Origin of the sequence: Pseudomonas sp. PvP027 (assembly GCF_017833005.1) — a bacterium.
Classification (GTDB): Bacteria; Pseudomonadota; Gammaproteobacteria; order Pseudomonadales; family Pseudomonadaceae; genus Aquipseudomonas; species Aquipseudomonas congelans.
The window spans coordinates 1,585,359-1,602,353 of record NZ_JAFIBK010000001.1; the positions used below are offsets into that span (position 1 = coordinate 1,585,359).

Genomic DNA, 16,995 nt, shown 5'->3' on the forward strand with positions numbered 1-16,995 from the left:
GCTACAGGAGACGAAATGAACCTCAACAGCCCCGTCCATCACCTGCTCGATCACCGCCAACCTTCAGTGCCGGAACGCCAGGAAAGCAAACGCGAGCCTGCCCGCGACACCCCTCGGCCGCAAGGTTTGCCTGCACGCCCGCAAGGGAGAAACAACGAGCCCGAGCGCCCTCGGGAAGCCCCCTCGAGGGAGGCCGGAAAAACCCGGCACGGTGAGTCCGAGCGACTCGCCGACGGATTGTTCTTTGAGCAACTGCTGGCTCCGCCGGGCGGCATGAATGGTCAAGGTCAAGGCGGCTCACGAGGGCAGTCGTTCATGGGCCAGACCGACACGGCTGGTCTGGCCGGTTTCGCCGGGTGGAATCAATTGGTCGATGACCTGGCCATGCGCCTGCCGTCGGGCTCCGGCCAGTCTCTCCAGGCCACGCTGTTCATGCCCAACCTGGGACGCATCGGCCTCAATGCACGCAATCGCTCGCCACGCGGCTGGGACATCGATCTGGACTGCGCCGAGGCACATGCCGCCGAGCACCTGCGCCAGCAACATACGCGCTGTCAGGATGATCTGAGCCGGGCACTCTGCCAGCCGGTCAACCTGAGTGTTCGCCATGAGGGGCGCGCATGAATGCCCACGCCTTGCCGCTGCGGCGCCTCAGCCATGCCCAGGTGCGCATCGCCCGGCGTCTGGCAGGCGAACCCTGGATGGATTTCAGCGTCTCCGATCAGCCGGGACGCATGACCCTCAGAACCAGCCGCCGTGCCCCTGCCAGCACACCCATGCACTGGTTCGACTGCGCGCTGGGAAAGATGGGGCTCAGCGATGCCCAGGCTGTGCTCGGCGCCTGGTCCAGCACCCCCGCCTTCATAACCGCCGACAGCGCCGAAAGCTGGTTGTGGCCCTTGTACAACGCCGGGCTGTCAGCAGAGCTGGCCAATGTGCTGGGCGCCCTGCAGCCATCGGCCTCGCCTGAACAGCAAGAGGAGAAGTTCGAATACTGCGAGCTGACCCTGCAACTGAGCGCCGGACGCCTGCACAGCGTACTGGCACTCCCTGCGCACGCGCTCGCCGACTGGCTCGAGCAACCCGTATGGAACGTAAATCCACCACTCGACCACTCAGGGTTGGCACTGACGTTCGCAATGCGTCTCGGACGCCTGAGCCTGCCCTGGCAAGCGATCGAAAGCCTGCGTCCGGGTGACGTGCTCTGCCCCGGCGAAGCCGATTTCGACACTGCCGGACATGGCGCGCTGGTCATGGGGCCGCGCCACGTTCGGGTACGTATCGTTGAGCACGCCGAACGCCTGCAACTGGAAGTTTTGCAAATCGAGGAGAGGACGGTGACAGACCGTGATGAGCTGGATCAACCGATCAGCGAGGCCGCCGAGACATGGGCGCACGATGACGCGCAGGCCGATGACGCCTATGCGCAGGACGCTTATGGGGCTGATGCCTATGAGGAAGACGCCGGCCTTGACGATGACCGATACGAAGACGATGCGGTTGAAGACGAGGACGGTCATGAGCATCACGCCGACCCGCACCCGTCGTCCGGGCCTGTGTCTGAAACACCAACCGGGGCTTTCAATGATCTGGCGCTCCCGCTGACGCTGCGCTGCGGCCAGATCAACCTGACCCTTGGGGAGCTGGCGACCCTCGTGCCGGGTACGGTACTCGAAGTGCCAGGCATCAAGCCGGGGCTGGCCGGCCTTTACTACGGCGAGCGGCGGTTGGCGCAGGGTGAGCTGGTGGACGTCGAGGGGCGACTCGGCTTGCAGATCCTTCAGGTGGACGAGCGCGGATGACGCTTAATGACACGAACCCGATCATGCTGGCGCTCTTTCTCGGAGCGCTGTCCCTGCTGCCCTTCCTGCTGGTGGTGTGCACCTCGTTTTTGAAAATCGCCTCGGTCCTGCTGATCACTCGCAACGCCATCGGCGTGCAGCAAGTGCCGCCGAACATGGCGCTGTATGGCATCGCCCTGGCCGCCACGCTGTTCGTCATGGCTCCGGTGTTCTCCGAGATCGCGACCATCGCTCAGGACAATCCGCTGCAACTGCGCGACACCCGCGACCTGACCAGGAGCGCCAAGGCCCTGCTGGCACCGCTGCAGGCGTTCATGAATCACAACGTGGACCCCGATGTGCTGACCCATCTGCACGAAAACGCTTTGCGCATGTGGCCAAAGGATATGGCCGATGCCGCGAGCCGTGGAGACTTGCTGCTACTGATCCCGGCGTTCGTGCTGTCCGAGCTGCAGGCAGCGTTCGAGATCGGGTTCCTGATCTACATCCCGTTTATCGTCATCGACCTGATTGTCTCCAATCTCCTGCTGGCACTGGGCATGCAGATGGTCTCTCCGATGACCATCTCGCTGCCGTTGAAGATCCTGCTCTTCGTGCTGGTCAGCGGCTGGACACGCCTGCTCGACAGCCTCTTTTACTCCTATATGTGAGGGTACGATGGAAGCCTTGAACCTGTTCAAGCAGGGCATGATTCTCGTCGTGCTCCTGACCGCCCCGCCACTGATCGTCGCCGTTGCCGTCGGCGTGCTGACCTCGCTGGTGCAGGCGCTGATGCAGGTCCAGGACCAGACCCTGCCCTTCGGCCTCAAGCTGTTGGCGGTGGGGCTGACCCTGGCAATGACGGGCCGCTGGATAGGCGTCGAGCTGATTCAATTGACCAACCTGGCGTTCAACATGATTGCCCAGAGCGGCAAGGGCTGATCATGTTCGACGCCCAGTTCGCCTATGAACTGTTCAATGGCATCGCCTTGTCGATGGCGCGCCTCTATCCCTGCATGTTTCTGGTGCCGGCCTTTCTGTTCAAGCATCTCAAGGGCCTGCCGCGCTATGCCGTTCTGGCCGCCCTGGCACTGATTCCAGCTCCCGGCATCGGTCAGGAGCTGAGCCGTCTGGGCGAGTCGTGGACGGGCATCTTCTTCCTGATCTTCAAGGAAATGGTCCTCGGCACCCTGATGGGGCTGGTGCTCTATCTGCCGTTCTTCCTGTTCAGCGCCGTGGGTGTGTTGCTCGACAACCAGCGTGGCGCGCTGACCGGCGGCCAGCTCAATCCGGCACTGGGTGCTGATGTCACACCGTTGTCGCAACTGTTCGAGGAAACCCTGGTGATGCTGCTGATCATCATTGGCGGCCTGCCGCTGCTGATGCAGGTGATCTGGGACAGCTATCAGATCTGGCCAGCCACCAGCTGGTGGCCAGCACTGCAGGCACAGGGCTTCGAGGTGTACCTGGGCCTGGTGAACGACACCTTTACCCATTTGCTGCTGTATTCGGCACCGTTCATTGCCTTGCTGTTGCTGGTGGAAGCCGCCATGGCGCTGATCGGGATCTACAGCCCGCAATTGAACGTGTTCATCCTCGCCATGCCGGCCAAGTGCGTGATCGGTCTGGCGTTTCTGGTGATCTACCTGCCCACCTTGCTGGATCTGGGTACCGAGCGCCTTGAACTGCTGCGCGACGTGCGGCACACGCTGCTGCTGATTGTTCCGGCACCTCTGGAGCCTGCGCCATGAGTGAAAAGAATCAGGACGCTACGCCCAAGCAGATTCGCGACGCCCGCAAGCGCGGGCAGGTCGCCCAGAGCCAGGACTTGCCCAAGCTGCTGATTCTGGTGGTAGTCAGTGAGATCACGCTGGGCATGGCCGATGTCAGCATGGAAAAACTTCAGTCGCTGATCAAGCTATCCATGACGCGCATGGATCAGCCCTTCCTGCGTACCGTTGGAGAAGTGGTGACCCAGGGTGTCTGGCTGGTGGCGGCCTTCGCAGTACTCAGCGTGGGCGTCGCCATGCTGATGAGACTGCTGGGCAGCTGGATGCAGTTCGGCGTGCTGTTCGCGCCCGAAGCGTTGAAGCCGAGCATGGAAAAACTCAACCCGTTCAGCCACCTCAAGCAGATGTTCACCCTGCGCAGCCTGACCACGTCACTGTCCGGGATCATCAAGGCAGCGATTATCGCTGTAGTGATGTGGATGATCGTCGAGCCCGCGCTGGGCACTCTGGTGAGCCTGGTGCACAGCGACCTGGTGACGTTCTGGCATGCACTTTCCAAACTGTTCCACCAGATTCTGCGAGTCACGTGCGGGATCCTGCTGGTACTCGCCGTCGCCGACTTTGCCATTCAGAAATATTTCCACGCCAAACAGCTGCGCATGAGCATGGAAGACATCAAGCAGGAATATAAAAACTCCGAGGGCAACCCTGAGATCAAGGGTCACCGTCGCCAGCTTGCGCACGAACTGCTCAATCAGGCACCCAAGGCCCCGCCAAAGCCGGTCAAGGACGCCGATGTGCTGATCGTCAACCCAACCCACTACGCGGTGGCCCTGTATTACCGACCGGGCGAAACCGCGCTGCCGCGCATTCACTGTAAAAATATCGACGCAGGCGCCCTGGCGCTGATCGAAGAAGCCAAGCGTGAACGCATACCTGTCGTGCAGTGCATCTGGCTGGCGCGCACGCTGTATCGCGTCCCCCAGGACCGTTTCATCCCGCGTGACACCTTGCAGGCCGTGGCGCAGATCTATGGCGTGATCAAGCAACTGGACGACGAAGCCAAGCGTGAAGTCATCCAGGCCAACGACATCGATATCCTCTGACACCGCCTTGCAGGATTTATCAAGAACCCTTTTCCAGAGCCTCTGGAACCACTCTCGGCCTTAAGGCCACACAGATGTTCGGCTCTGCAAATGAGTATTCCAGGTATGGTCAACTTGAATCCGCTCTCATTCCGCACGCATGGTCAACCTCATGCGGTAAAAGAACAGCAGCCCGATCTGCACAGCCAGAAAAAGGCCCCGCGCCTCAATCAGATCCAGGATGGCTCATCGCGAGTACGCCTGGCGAACTCTCTGGTGAAGGCCGGCAGCAAGCTCACCAGCGCATTCCGTGCAAGCCAGCGCAAGGTCGACAAAAACGAACAGCGCGCCTGGCACGAGCCTCTGATGCGCCCGCCGCGAGACCGCAGCGAGAACGGCCTGCAGATGGTCAACTCCAGCGCGGCGCACGCAATTACCCAAAAGCTCAACGCCGAAGGCAAGTACGCAGACGTTCGGGCATTGCTGGCTCATGAAACAGGCACCGATGTGCGGGGTTACCTGATGCGCGATCAGGATAATCATTACCATCAGGTGCAACAGAGTGCTGCACTGATCAGCACGTTGAAATCGTCGATGCCGATGAAATGGAGGCCGGACCCGGCTGGCCGGGGGCATCAGGCTGAAAGTACCGGCATCTATACCGACCGGCGTAATCGCCAGTTCACCCTGCATGGCCGCACGGTGTACGCGTTCGATAAGAACACACAGCGCTGGGTACCTGATCAACCGTCCCAGGATGACATCTCTCGCCTGTCGCTGGACCTCAACGGCGATCTGAAACGTTACCGCCACAAGGACGACGTGCGCGACCACAGCGCGACACAAACCCATGAAGCGAACCTGATGCGCAATGGCAAGGTGCAACTGGCCGAGAAAACGTATCAGGGCAAAAGCTGTGAGGCACTTCTGCGCAAGGCCAATGGCGAGCCCATTGATGTCAAGCGCGTGGGACTGCTGCCAGCCACCAACGGACGAGCGACCCTGTTCGTCCTCGACAAGGATGACGGGCTTTATCACCTGCATATGCCCAAGGAGCTGGAGCCGAAGGACGAGTTCAAACTGCAGCGCGTGAAACTGCACTTTGATCAGGCCGTCGGTGCAGAGGCCGCCGACAAGGCGGCCGTCGAGGGATTCATCGCCGACGGCGGCACACTCAAAGCCGTGATACGCGACGGTATGGGTCTGCGTCACAGTACTCGACTGCACCAGCCAAGGGTCATCCCCGATGCAGAAGAAGTGCAGGCCAGAATCGAGCCGGGCTGGCGGATAAGCAAGCAACTGCACCTGCTCAATAACAACGGCCTGCCCGATCGCATCAACGCGAGCGACACCCAGATCCGCCTGCACAACGGGGCAGCGCTGGGGTTGAACAAGGCCGGCGAGCTCTGCGGGTGGAACGAGACCACTCAGCAGTGGGACAAACTGCATACGCATGGCGTCAGTGATCTGGTGCTGGGCCTGGACGACAAACCCTATGTGATCCATAAACACGCACCCAAGGCTCTCGATGTCAGTTTCGCTCAACCCAAGTTGAAACTGGGTAACGAGGAGCCGGTGGCACTGGGACGCTCGACCTCTGCGGAACTGGGTAGCACCTTGAGCGAGGAGCCGGTCAGTCATTGTGCGGTGCTCGACGACAAGCACTTCGCCTTGCTCACCCGCCCCGACAGCACTGCTCCCGCTGCGCTCAAGGCAAGCCTGGACGGCCTGAGTGTCGATATTCCCGCCCCGCGTGATGCCAATGGCAGGCCGCTGCCCATCAACAGTCTGGCGCTCGATCAGGCAAAACACCTGTATGCATCGGCCGGTGGCAATCTTTACAGGCTGCCCCATGACCAGTGGACGCAGAGTCAACACCGAGAAACAGCGGCGTGGACGCCAGCCGGATTGCAGGCCGGCTCTGCTGGCAAGACAGCCCCCACCTCGGCGCAGGCTCTGGAAAGCATTGCCGAGGAGCCTTCGCACGCCCCCACCGACGTACTCAAGGACCAGGTCAAGGCAGTTCTGGCAAAACAGCCTGGCATGGCGCTGAGCGAAGCCGAGCTTTCCCGGGCCCGAGTCACCATCGGCAAGGTCGAGATGGGTCCGAACAAGCGGCCGGTGTTCGAGGTCAGGCTGCAACGTCCACGGCTACAGCCAAGCGGGCAGGAAACGCCCCTGGCCCGCGAGGCGCGTGTGGGCCTTGCGTCAGATAGCGGAGCCACGAACACCAACGCCGCAAAAAACCGCCCTTCAGTATCTACCCACACACTGGAACTGTCTTATGACCGCCTCGGCGCGATCAGCCTGCGGCCGACCAAGGCTCAGTCCAACCCGGCGGCCAATACCCAATGGGAAATGATGCAGGCGCGCAACCACCGCACCGGCAAGATTGGCAATGCCAATAGCTCGTCGACCACCACGATGCTTGGCTCCACCACCGATAATGCGCGCGTGAGCAGCGGGAACATCTTCAAGAACGCCAATGAAGCGTTTCATCGAATGGGGGAATCCTACCAACACCACTTCCATCCCGTTGAAACGCACAGGGCCAATGCCCAGGACCTCAAGCGGGCTTATCAATCAGGCGACAAGGCCAAAGACCGCTTCAAGAACGCGCTCAATCATATCGCAACCTCCGGTGCGCGGAGCCGTGCGGGGCTCAACCCGTTCTATCAGGAATCACAACGACTCTACGAAAGTTTCGATAACCCAACGGCCATGATCGGCAAACCGCCGCTGGACCCACGCATTGACAAACTCAAGACTGGCAGTCAGCCACAGGGCCGCGCGGGCGAAGAAAAAGCGCAACTGCATAAACAGATCAAGGCATTACGCGAGAGTGTCGAGGACAGCAGCTACCAGGCCATTGTGCGTCTGGGGCAGATTCACGAGTTGCTGGACGAGCGCGGCGTCGCGTTGAAGCCTGTCACTCGCATGCCCAACGCCAACGGCGGAACCGTGAGCGTGCTGAGCAGAGCGCTGAACGGCAGCGGGCTCGATAACGACAACAAGGCTCGGGCCAAGCTTCGCGAGCTGGTGAACATGGGCCTCAAGCTACCGGACCGCCGACTCGAACCGAGCCTCGACAACACCGGCCGCAGCAAGAGCCCCAGCAGCCTGCTGGAAGATCGCATACTGCTCGACGCACAGCTCCTGCATCAGATGGCCGACCTTCTGAGCAGAAATCCGAACGACGAAACGGTTACAGGCGGCCGCAATGACGCCGGCAAAAAAACCGGTGCCAGCTCCGCGCTGGATCAGTTGCAGGGTTTACGCATGGCGTACGAGAACAACGACATCAAGCTGTTCAGCGACAATGGCGTCGTCAGCCATACCGAGCTGGAAAAACTCCAGGAGGCCCGCGATACCGTGGCACGCGAGCTGACCGGCAAACACGGCCTGAAGTACAACACCACCCGCTCGTTCTCTGCGGACATGCACGCCATCGGTGACCACTTCGGCAACCTGAAAGCGGGCGATGCGACATCATTGCTGCGCAGCAAGGGCGCCACCTTTACCACACCTTCGCTGATCGTCCCGCTCACCCCTGACGGCGGTGGCATCTACGTCAATTTCGGCGGAGGACGCGAGCACGGCATCAGCCTTGAAACCGAAGGCGGTGAAAGCGCAACCACCTTGGGTTTGAAAAACAGCCACAGCACCAATGGTTTTCTAAACGTCGGTTACTACCACGCGCCTTCGGCGGTGGCGCACCGCCTGTTCGGTTCCGGTCCGACCGACAATCCGAGCAGAATCAGCAGCCTGTATAGCGCCGACGTCAGTGCCAAGGCCACCTACACCCATGCGATCGCAGGCTGGCTGACCGCCAGCAACGCCAGTATGGCCAATATCATGGAAAACCTGCTCGACCCGAGTGCTTCGCTGTCGGACCTGTATCGGCTGGGCCAGGACAAGGGCGGTTCGGTGGAAGAAAGTGAGCTGTTCCAGCAGACTCTGGGCGCCGGTGCGAGCGTGGACATCGGGCGTCTGAACCTGGGCGGCACGCTGCTGCGCAGCGAAGACGGTGGCGTCTGGAACGCGTTCCTGCGTGCCACCCTGGGCGTCAATGCCGAAGCCACGTTGCTGAATAATTCCAAGACCAGCGTGACCACCCATAAAGGCGAGGGCAAGGACGCCATCGCAACGAAACGGGCCCGTGATGTACTGCCAGGCGCCAGTGTAGGCACCTATTCCCGAATCGGTGGCGCCACCAATGGCATCGTCCACCCTGACGGGTACGCCAATAATATGGGAGTCAAAAACCATATCCTCGTTGGCCAGACAGTGTTGACCGATGCCTTCAGCGTGAGCTTTGCCATCGATCGCGCGAAGAACGATAAATTCACGCTCAACTTCAAGCCCGGCAAGGCGGTGACCACACCGCAGCTGCACGATGTTGAAAAAGCCCTGACAAAAGTGCTCAAGGACAAGGAGGTTGCACAGGCGGTGAGTGAACGGCAGGCTCTGCTGGACGAACTGGAGGGGTGTGCGCCGGCACCGGTAAACGTTCCGCCCACACTGACACCCGGCCCTCTGGGGAGCTTCAGTTCGCCCACGGTATCCACTCGACAACGACCGGCTGCGACCCGTCTGGATGAACTGAAACCCCTGCTACCCCGATTGAAGGAGGGCTTGCCCCGCCAGGCCAATCGGGTAACCGACTTGAAAGACGCGGTGGATGCCCTGCCCGCCCAGCCAACCGAAGCACAGCGCGATGCGGTATTGGCCCAGGCGCGCCAGTTGGCTGTCGATATGAAAGCCAACACGATGGCAGACGACACGACCGCCCTACAGGAAAAAGCCACCAAGGCCATCGCTGCGGGACAAAAGCTGGAGAAAACGGAAATGGAAGGCCACCTGGCGGCGCTGCAACGCGTAGTCAAACAACTTGAGCATCTGCCTCTGGAAAATGAGGCGCTCAAAGAGCTGGCCTACACCGTTCAGCAACTGGACAAGAACAACGAGCTGTCCAAATCCGGCGGACGCCTGCTGGCCTCAGGTGAACACAAGTACACCGCGACCGGGGTGCAATTGAACAAAGGTGGTCTGACCGGGGCTTCAGCGCCCTGGCGTGACAGGACCTCTGGCAAGAACGCCGACGAGATCGTCAGGTTCATCAACAAGCACCCGGTGCTTCAGGAGATGGCCAGACGCGCCGAAAACGAAGGCCCCACATCCATGGAGCTGGTTCTGGAACTCAAGCCCGGAACACTGGAGCACCTCGAGGCTGGCTTGAATGCCGGGGATCCGGATATCCAGAAAAAACTCGAAGCCGCGTTGCGTGACGACGAAAACATTCGCATCAAGAGTATGACCGTGTTGCGCAGCGCTACGCAGAGTGACGGCAAAGCCACGCCAAGCCTGCTGCTCAGCGCCAAGAGCAGTGCAGCGGTCAACAGCACGGTGGTTCTGGCTTCACTGGACTTCAAGTACAGCCATGATCAGGAACACAAGCCCGTCAGCGTGACACCGGGTGGTCTGCTGGTCATGCCATGGGTCAAAAAAGATGTACGCGACGACCTGGCGCAGCAAAACATCAAGATCAGGAGCAGCAATAACCGCAAGAATCTGCACAGCGCTCCGGCAGAGCCTGGCGAGAGCGCGATGGAACATGCCAGCGGCAGCGCCAATACCGGCAGTGGACCACGAGGCACAGGCGCGTTGTGATGGCTGCCGACGGCCGCTCTCGAGCGGCCGTCGGCATTCGCGTGGCCGCTGATCGCTGATCGCTGATCAAGCATGAAAAATCAATAGAGGCAGGAGAACGAAACAAGCAGGCGGGAGGTTGCGAGAGACAGGCGCGACGGGCTGCCTTTCGGCAGCACCGTTCGCCCGAAACGAGGTTAGTAGGTCGCCGGTTTTTGTTCCGACGGGTCGTTGGCGTAAGAGACTGAGCCGCCACTGGGCTGGCCGCTCATCATGTTCTTGATGGCGTCTACACCGCTTCCGGCCAATTGCTGACCGGCACCTTGAGCGACGTTGCGCATGGCATCCTGAGCGATCGGAGCCAGGGGACGTGCGATTGCAGCGAGTGCTTGGAGCATGGGGATTTCCTCTCTGGTTTATGAACAACGTTATGGTTTAACCGGTTGAAGGCACCTGAGCCGATCCGGCCGCAGGTTGAACCTGGTGGCCCGGAAAAGATCACGCGCGGCGTCAGGAGCGGCTGTTGTCCCAGCGCAACCCGAGCTGGAACGCCGAGCGCTCCTAGCGCACCAATATCTTGCGCAGGGTTCCGAGACGATCGACAAACCCCATGATCCATTGACAGAAGCTCAGCTCGTCAAGCCTGCCAAGGTCTTGCTGGGCGCACAGGCGCACGCTGTTCTGCGCATCCAGCGCCAGCCAGCATCCGCCCATCTGTTCAGGCTTGAAGTTGAGCTGCAGCAAACGCTCGTGAACGCCCGGGCCGGCTTGATCAAGATCGATACGTGCGTGTACGAACGCTACGTCACCGGGGGCCGGGACTTCGATGTTGGCCAATTCTTGGCCTTGCTCATCGGCCAGTGCACACAGGCCATTCTCGAACGCCAGTGGACTGCCAGCCTGAGCGGCCAGGGCCGCAAGCAGGCGATCTGCATGAGGTGTGCTCACAAGTTATGCTCCGTATCAGCTATGAGGAACCTGACGGGTCTCAATGACGCGACAGGCTCTTGCCAAGATGCTCCAGCCCCATCAGTTGCAATTGATGGGTGCTGATTTCATCCAGTGCGGCTCTGTCCAGCTCACCCGGCAGACAGCGCCAGATCACGAATTCACGACGTGAGTCCAGAAACAGAAAGTAATCGTGGTAGCGTTCCGGGTCATCGAAACGACGTTCAAGCGCCTCGCCAAACTGCGACGGGCCAAGGTTGTGCCAGTCGACCTGCAGGGCCAGCCCCCAGTCCATGCACTCACGGCGCGTACAGAACGACACGCCCGCAGCGATTTCCCAGATGGCAGGACGCCCTGCCACCACTTCGGCGTAGAACTGCTCCTTGTCAATATTACGAGTGGTCATAACTTTCAATCCTCCAGAGGCACTCGAGTAAAATCGACCTGTTCATCCCCCAGGCCGAGACCGTCGCGCATTTGCGGCGGCCACCAGATAACAACCTCACGGTTAGTGGAGGTTGGCCGATCACATGCCTCCCCGGTGCATCCGGAGTGACCAAAGGATGAGCAACCGGCCAATATCAAAACAGTGACAGCAAGTACCAGAGCCTTCATGGCTGGCGCACCTCCGCGGCAGTTGTCAGCAAGGAGCGGCGTGATGGCGCACCGCTGTTGACCTTGGGTGGTCGCAAGGCAATGAACACCTCGGCCTCGCCACCAGGTGGCACCCAGGCGTTGGGCCAGACACTCACACCCACCACGTAGCGCCCGCCACAACCGGCTTCATCGACGCGTTGCGGTTTGTCGGTGGTATTGCGCACCAGAGCCACTGCGATGCCGAACCCCTGATCGCTGGCATACCACTGGGCGCGACGCGGATCGAGCTGCAGCGCAGGATTGCCGTCACACAGTGTCTCCGGACGCAGCGGGATCGAAGCACTGGTGAATCCGGCAGGAACCGTGCCGCGGATCATTTCACTCAGGGCATTGCTGACCACGGTGCGGTTAGGCTGCTCGGCACCCTCGCGGCGTTCCTTGATCTTGTTCAGACGGTCCTGCACATGATTGGGATTGCCATAGTCGATATAACGCATCGGATTGACCTGATCACCGACCAGGCGCGGGGTAAGGATGAACAGCCGCTCGCGATTGGACTGGCCCCGCTCGCGTGCGGTAAACAGCAGCTTGCCCAGAATCGGAATGGCGCTCAGGTACGGCACTTTCTTCGTCCGCTCGTTATTTTCATAAACGTGGAAACCACCCACCACCAGCGAGGCTTTCTCGGCGATGACGGCCTGAGTGCTGACGTTGCCACGCCTTACCGATGGCTGCTCGGCGCGGATATTGGACTCCTCGATCTGCCCGTCCTCGATGTCGACGACCAGCTGGATCATCTGGTTCTTGGCACCGGACGCGGTAATCGAGCGGGGAATGACCTGCAGACTGGTGCCTGCGGTCAACGGCTGGAAGTTGGCGACCCGTTCGCCCACGGCTTCGAGAATCTCGGTCTGGCTGAAGTCGATCACTGCAGGCTGGTTTTCCAGGGTCAGCACCGATGGATTACCGATTACCGTGGCCGACCCGTTGCCTTCCAGGGCACGCAGCCCGGCAAAGAACTTGTCCTGATCCTGGACGAACATGGTTGAGCTGCGGCCGTTCTCGGCAATGTTCGCTCCGCCGCTGAAGTTGCCGGCGCTCAGCCCCCAGTTGCTGGACAGTTCGTCCATCTGGCTGCGGTCGACGTCGACGATGATCGCGTCGATTTCGATCACATTGCGCGGTTTGTCCAATTCCTCGACAAGATCCTTGTAGATCGAGCGGCGCTCGGGTGCGTCGTAGATCAGCACGGCGTTATTGCGTACGTCGGCCTCGACCCTGATATGACTGCGCGAACGACTGGAGCGCTGTTCATCTTCGCTCGGAGGCTGGTAATTCTGGCCGGCAAACTCGCTCGAACGGGAGTCATCGAATAACTGCGGAAAGTTGCTCGCATCAGCACCGAAGCCACCCATGCCTGCCATCGGCAGCGTACCGGAACGCAACGCATCGGCATTCAAGGCTCCGCCGCCGAGCGACGAGGCACGGCGTTCGAGCAGGTTGCGCAGCAGCGTGGCAACGCCATCGATTTTCAGGCTTTCGCCGCGATACTTGATCGGTCTGTCTGCAGCGTTGGCGAAGCGCAGCGGCAGGTAAATGACCTCCTGCTTTTCATCGCGGCTCTTCTGCTTCTTGCTGAAATCCTCGATCAGCTCGACATACTTGCGCGGGCCACGCACCAGCACCACGCCCTGCTCGGGCAACGCACCCCAGCCGAAACGCTTGTCCAGCAGGCCGACATCGGTCAACGCCTCGCTGAGGTCGTCCACGGATTTCTCGTCCACTTCAATACGTTTCGACTGCTGCTGGTCGAGTGGGCTGACATACAGGCTGTTGTTGTAAACGAACCATTGAAACTTGTGCTCAAGCCCCAGGCGGTCCAGAAAGGCTTCCGGACTTTCGCTGCGCATCCGGCCGTTTACGGTGCCGCTGATTCCCTCCGCCTCCAGCTTGACGCCAAAGCTTTCGGCGAAGTCGTTGAGCACCTGGCTCAGCGGGGCATTCTTGGCGTCATAGGCATACGGTGTATCGCGCCATTGTTCCGGTACAACTGCCAGGGTGGGCGTCGCCCAGAGCATCGCAGCCATCAAGGGCAGGCAGGTCCAGGCTGTTCTAGCCATTCATAAGTCCTCTGTGCAAAAGTCCCAGGCCCAGCGAAGCCTGAATGGCTGGTCGGCTAGCGGGTTGGCGGGGTGCCTGCTCGGCAAGTACCTGAATCCAGGCGGCTTGCTGATTGGCCAGGTTTTCTACCGTGGCGATCAGGGTCGAGGTGTCGGCATCGGCGTTCAGCCAGCGCACCAGACAGGCTCGCTGTTGACGGCTGTCGTAAGCGAGGGCAATAGGGTCGTCCCCCATCAGGCTGGCCTCGGCGAGGCGAAGCAAAGGTGCCAATTGCTCGTTTTGCATACCAATGCGCCCAGGCAACGCGACGCGGCAGAAGAAACCACCACGGTTCTGCACCTGGATGCTGACTCCGTCCACCCAGCATTCGAACAGCCCGCCAGCCTCGAGGCGGCAGGCTTCGAGCTGAGCGTACAGCTCATTGGAAGCCATCGAGCACCGTCTTGGTCAGGCTGTGCTTGACCTTGAACGCCTGGTTCATGGCGAAGTTGGCCGAAGAGGTTTTCATGGTCTCTTCAAAAATAGCCTGCATGTTCTCGACACTGGGGTCGTCGGCGGCGGCTTTGGTCACCGACTCATAGCTGCGATTGGCTCGCTCGTAGTTGTTGTCCAGCCGTCTTTCCAGGGCGTTGGTCGTCATGGCGCGTTCTCTCGAAAAAGGATGACAGTGATGAGTGGTCGCGCCGCGGAAAACGGTTCCGTGACCCGTCACATTGATCATTTTTTTGAAAGCTGCGTCACGCGGGAGCCGTTCAGGCAAGCTCAAGCACGCACGTGCGCAGGCGTTCCCAGTCGAGGCCGAAATCGCCCTGCTCGGTGCTCAGCAACAACGTGCCGGAAGCGAGGCCGGTATCACGCTCCAGTTGCCAATGCGCTCGGGGTTGGTGCTGCAGCCAGGCCTCGACGGGTTCATGCATGTCCACTGCACAACGCAAGGTGGCACGCACCGGCCGGGACTGGCTCTGGTCAAGCTGACGTACCAGCGCCAAGGCACGTTGTTCCTGGGGAAACTCGTCCAGCAAGGTCTTCAGGGTCTGGCTCAACAGGCCTTGTGCCTGCTCGACCAGCGCGTCGCGTTGTGCCTGACGTTCAGCCTCCCAGTCACCCAGAAAGGCATCGGCACGCGCCCAGAAATCTGCTTGAGCCTCGGCAAGCATGCGCTCGACTTCAACCTGGGCATCAGCGAGCAGCGCCTGCGCTTCAGCGCGAGCGCGTTGCAGATATTCACTGGCCAAAGCCACATCACTGAAACACTCACGACGCAACAAGGGCTGGGCCAGGCTGGGAAGGTTCGGGTCAAGGCTAAGCTTGCGGCGAATGAACATGAGGTTCCTCCAGAACTCGTTGCAACGCGGCACGCCAGAGCATATCCAGACGTCTGGGCTCGTTGCATGGCTGCGGCTCGATAGCCATCGCCATAGCCCGTGGCCATAACAGGCGCAGACGCTGCCACTGCTGCTCGCCACACCATTGGGCCAGCAATTGAAGAGGCTCAATGTGCTCGTCGGGCAACCAGCTGCCGGGACGCAGCGCCTTGGCAATACTGCGACACCAAGGGCGTAAATCGTCATTGGGCAAAGGCCGGGTGGCGCGCGCGGTACACAGGTGTTCAACGACCGCGAGCACCGTCTCTCGCTGCTCGCTTGCCTGAATAAGTCCCACGATCAGCGCATCGGGCAGCAGCGGACTGCTGGCCTGTACGCCAAACGCCGTACCCAGATGATCCGGGTGTAGCGATGAGAGCAGAACAAACTGGTCATTACTCAACTGACGCTCGCCCAGCACGCTGGACCAGCTGGGGTCAGCCCACTGCCAGGGGCGCAGCCACCATTGCAGCCAGTAGTGGGCCAGCGCCTGATTCATGTGGCGCGCTCGCCCGCTGGAACGACATCGGTCCCCGGCGCGGGGGGTGCAGAACGCCTGCCGAGAAAACCGAGCAACGTATGACGCAGGGCCGGACGCAGCCAGAGCGCCAGACCGGCGAGCAAGACAAAAATCCCCACAGCGAGCGCAACACTCCACGCCTTGAGCGAGCCAAGCTGCTGTTCGGGCACCAGAAACGGGCCGAAACTGACCAGTACCTGCTGCTCCTGGTACGCCTGGGCGTCGACAAACACCACCGAAAGTTTCTCGGTGTTATCCAGAGCGCCCGCCATACCCGGAATACTGCTGGACACCATGCGCCGGATTCTCGGCAACACCGTGTCCGGGTCGAGGCTGGCGGCATGCTTGATGAAAACTGCGGCAGAGGCCGGCTGCACTGGCTCACCAGGCGCGACACGCTCGGGCAATACCACGTGCACACGGGCAACGATGACCCCGTCGATCTGCGACAAGGTCGACTCAAGCTCCTGAGACAAGGCGTAGATATAGCGGGCCCGCTCTTCCAGAGGCGTGGAAATGACCCCTTCTTTCTTGAAAATTTCACCCAGGTTGGTACGCGTACGTCTCGGCAGCCCCGCCGCCTCCAGCACCCGCACTGCGCGGTTGATATCGCTGGCCGAGAGCAGCACGCTCACGCCTTCCTTGTTGCTGCGCTTGGTAGCCTCGATGTGCTTGCTCGAAAGCTCGGCGATCACGTCGTTGGCATCGTTCTCCGACAGCTTGCCGTGCAGCTCGATCTCGTCGCCGCAGGCGCTGAGTAACAGTACCAGCCCGATCATGCCCAGATGTCGCAGAAAATGCCTCATCAGCCCATCCGTCACTGCATGTTGGTGAGTTTGTCCAAGGCTTGCGAACCCTTGCTGATCATTTTTACCGACAGTGAGGTTTGCAAGTAGTAGGAGCTCAGCGCCCGGCTGGCCTCCATGAATTTCATCGGGTCCGAGTCCAGGGAGGCTTCACGAAGCGCCTTGCCGGCGTCCTTGGACATGTCCTCCAGAGACAGGGCCTTGCGCGTGAGCGGGTTCATCACCTGCTCGGAGAAGCTCCCCGCAGCCTCGGTGGGCTCGGTCTTCTGAAGAGCAGCCTTGAACCAGTCGGCATCGCCGCGAGTCGCGGAGCCCTCTTGCTCCTCCAGTTCCGGCTTGAGTGCCGCGGCGGAGGCCGAGCTGTTATCCAGTTTTCCAATCGACATATCGACCT

18 protein-coding genes are annotated in these 16,995 nt (G+C 60.7%); 7 read left to right on the plus strand and 11 right to left on the minus strand.

Going from position 1 to position 16,995, the window contains the following annotated elements:
* The first annotated feature begins 15 nt into the window (after positions 1 to 15).
* The 7 genes from JOE33_RS06265 (at position 16) to JOE33_RS06295 (ending at position 10,266) form a co-directional block, all read left to right on the plus strand.
* The gene (locus tag JOE33_RS06265; RefSeq protein WP_010427616.1) at positions 16 to 624 is read left to right on the plus strand and encodes a type III secretion system HrpP C-terminal domain-containing protein; all 609 of its coding nucleotides are present in this window, start codon (positions 16 to 18) and stop codon (positions 622 to 624) included.
* Positions 621 to 1,802 (plus strand): FliM/FliN family flagellar motor switch protein, encoded by a 1,182-nt coding sequence (locus JOE33_RS06270; protein ID WP_240009367.1) that lies wholly within the window; start codon positions 621 to 623, stop codon positions 1,800 to 1,802. The genes JOE33_RS06265 and JOE33_RS06270 overlap by 4 nt, the downstream gene beginning before the upstream one ends.
* Positions 1,799 to 2,452, plus strand: a complete 654-nt coding sequence (gene sctR, locus JOE33_RS06275) for a type III secretion system export apparatus subunit SctR (RefSeq protein WP_032612085.1) — start codon at positions 1,799 to 1,801, stop codon at positions 2,450 to 2,452. The genes JOE33_RS06270 and sctR overlap by 4 nt, the downstream gene beginning before the upstream one ends.
* A gap of 7 nt (positions 2,453 to 2,459) precedes the next feature.
* Positions 2,460 to 2,723, plus strand: coding sequence for a type III secretion system export apparatus subunit SctS (gene sctS, locus JOE33_RS06280; RefSeq protein WP_010427610.1), 264 nt, complete (start codon positions 2,460 to 2,462; stop codon positions 2,721 to 2,723).
* Positions 2,723 to 3,532: a type III secretion system export apparatus subunit SctT gene (gene sctT, locus JOE33_RS06285; protein WP_025990808.1), complete on the plus strand. Its 810-nt coding sequence runs from the start codon at positions 2,723 to 2,725 to the stop codon at positions 3,530 to 3,532. Before sctS ends, sctT begins: the two co-directional genes overlap by 1 nt.
* Positions 3,529 to 4,617, plus strand: coding sequence for a type III secretion system export apparatus subunit SctU (sctU, locus tag JOE33_RS06290; protein ID WP_032612081.1), 1,089 nt, complete (start codon positions 3,529 to 3,531; stop codon positions 4,615 to 4,617). The genes sctT and sctU overlap by 4 nt, the downstream gene beginning before the upstream one ends.
* Before the next feature lie 114 nt (positions 4,618 to 4,731).
* On the plus strand, positions 4,732 to 10,266 hold the full coding sequence (locus JOE33_RS06295) for an AvrE-family type 3 secretion system effector (protein ID WP_209924047.1): 5,535 nt from the start codon (positions 4,732 to 4,734) through the stop codon (positions 10,264 to 10,266).
* A 176-nt stretch (positions 10,267 to 10,442) separates the two neighbouring features.
* Here JOE33_RS06295 and JOE33_RS06300 read toward each other — a convergent pair whose 3' ends face one another.
* From JOE33_RS06300 to JOE33_RS06345, 11 genes are all read right to left on the minus strand, one after another.
* Complete coding sequence (locus JOE33_RS06300; protein WP_187625256.1) at positions 10,443 to 10,643, minus strand: hypothetical protein; 201 nt, start codon at positions 10,641 to 10,643, stop codon at positions 10,443 to 10,445.
* 163 nt (positions 10,644 to 10,806) lie between these two features.
* Positions 10,807 to 11,193, minus strand: coding sequence for a CesT family type III secretion system chaperone (locus JOE33_RS06305; RefSeq protein ID WP_010427600.1), 387 nt, complete (start codon positions 11,191 to 11,193; stop codon positions 10,807 to 10,809).
* A gap of 40 nt (positions 11,194 to 11,233) precedes the next feature.
* Positions 11,234 to 11,599 carry a hypothetical protein gene (locus tag JOE33_RS06310; RefSeq protein WP_010427599.1) on the minus strand — a complete coding sequence of 122 codons (366 nt, stop codon included), beginning with the start codon at positions 11,597 to 11,599 and terminating at the stop codon, positions 11,234 to 11,236.
* 5 nt (positions 11,600 to 11,604) lie between these two features.
* Complete coding sequence (gene hrpT / locus JOE33_RS25735; RefSeq protein WP_025990807.1) at positions 11,605 to 11,808, minus strand: HrpT family type III secretion system protein; 204 nt, start codon at positions 11,806 to 11,808, stop codon at positions 11,605 to 11,607.
* Entirely contained in the window at positions 11,805 to 13,910 is a 2,106-nt protein-coding gene (sctC, locus tag JOE33_RS06315) for a type III secretion system outer membrane ring subunit SctC (RefSeq protein WP_032612077.1), read from the minus strand. Before sctC ends, hrpT begins: the two co-directional genes overlap by 4 nt.
* Positions 13,903 to 14,343 carry a hypothetical protein gene (locus JOE33_RS06320; protein ID WP_010427595.1) on the minus strand — a complete coding sequence of 147 codons (441 nt, stop codon included), beginning with the start codon at positions 14,341 to 14,343 and terminating at the stop codon, positions 13,903 to 13,905. The genes sctC and JOE33_RS06320 overlap by 8 nt, the downstream gene beginning before the upstream one ends.
* Complete coding sequence (locus tag JOE33_RS06325) at positions 14,330 to 14,551, minus strand: hypothetical protein (protein ID WP_010427593.1); 222 nt, start codon at positions 14,549 to 14,551, stop codon at positions 14,330 to 14,332. Before JOE33_RS06325 ends, JOE33_RS06320 begins: the two co-directional genes overlap by 14 nt.
* A 112-nt stretch (positions 14,552 to 14,663) precedes the next feature.
* Positions 14,664 to 15,236, minus strand: coding sequence for a type III secretion system stator protein SctL (gene sctL, locus JOE33_RS06330; protein WP_050549112.1), 573 nt, complete (start codon positions 15,234 to 15,236; stop codon positions 14,664 to 14,666).
* Positions 15,214 to 15,774 (minus strand): hypothetical protein, encoded by a 561-nt coding sequence (locus JOE33_RS06335; protein ID WP_054994551.1) that lies wholly within the window; start codon positions 15,772 to 15,774, stop codon positions 15,214 to 15,216. The genes sctL and JOE33_RS06335 overlap by 23 nt, the downstream gene beginning before the upstream one ends.
* A complete protein-coding gene (gene sctJ / locus JOE33_RS06340; RefSeq protein WP_032612075.1) occupies positions 15,771 to 16,601 on the minus strand; it encodes a type III secretion inner membrane ring lipoprotein SctJ in 831 nt (276 codons plus the stop codon). Before sctJ ends, JOE33_RS06335 begins: the two co-directional genes overlap by 4 nt.
* Positions 16,602 to 16,612: 11 nt before the next feature.
* Positions 16,613 to 16,987 carry an EscI/YscI/HrpB family type III secretion system inner rod protein gene (locus tag JOE33_RS06345; RefSeq protein WP_010427586.1) on the minus strand — a complete coding sequence of 125 codons (375 nt, stop codon included), beginning with the start codon at positions 16,985 to 16,987 and terminating at the stop codon, positions 16,613 to 16,615.
* Between the last annotated feature and the right edge of the window lie 8 nt (positions 16,988 to 16,995).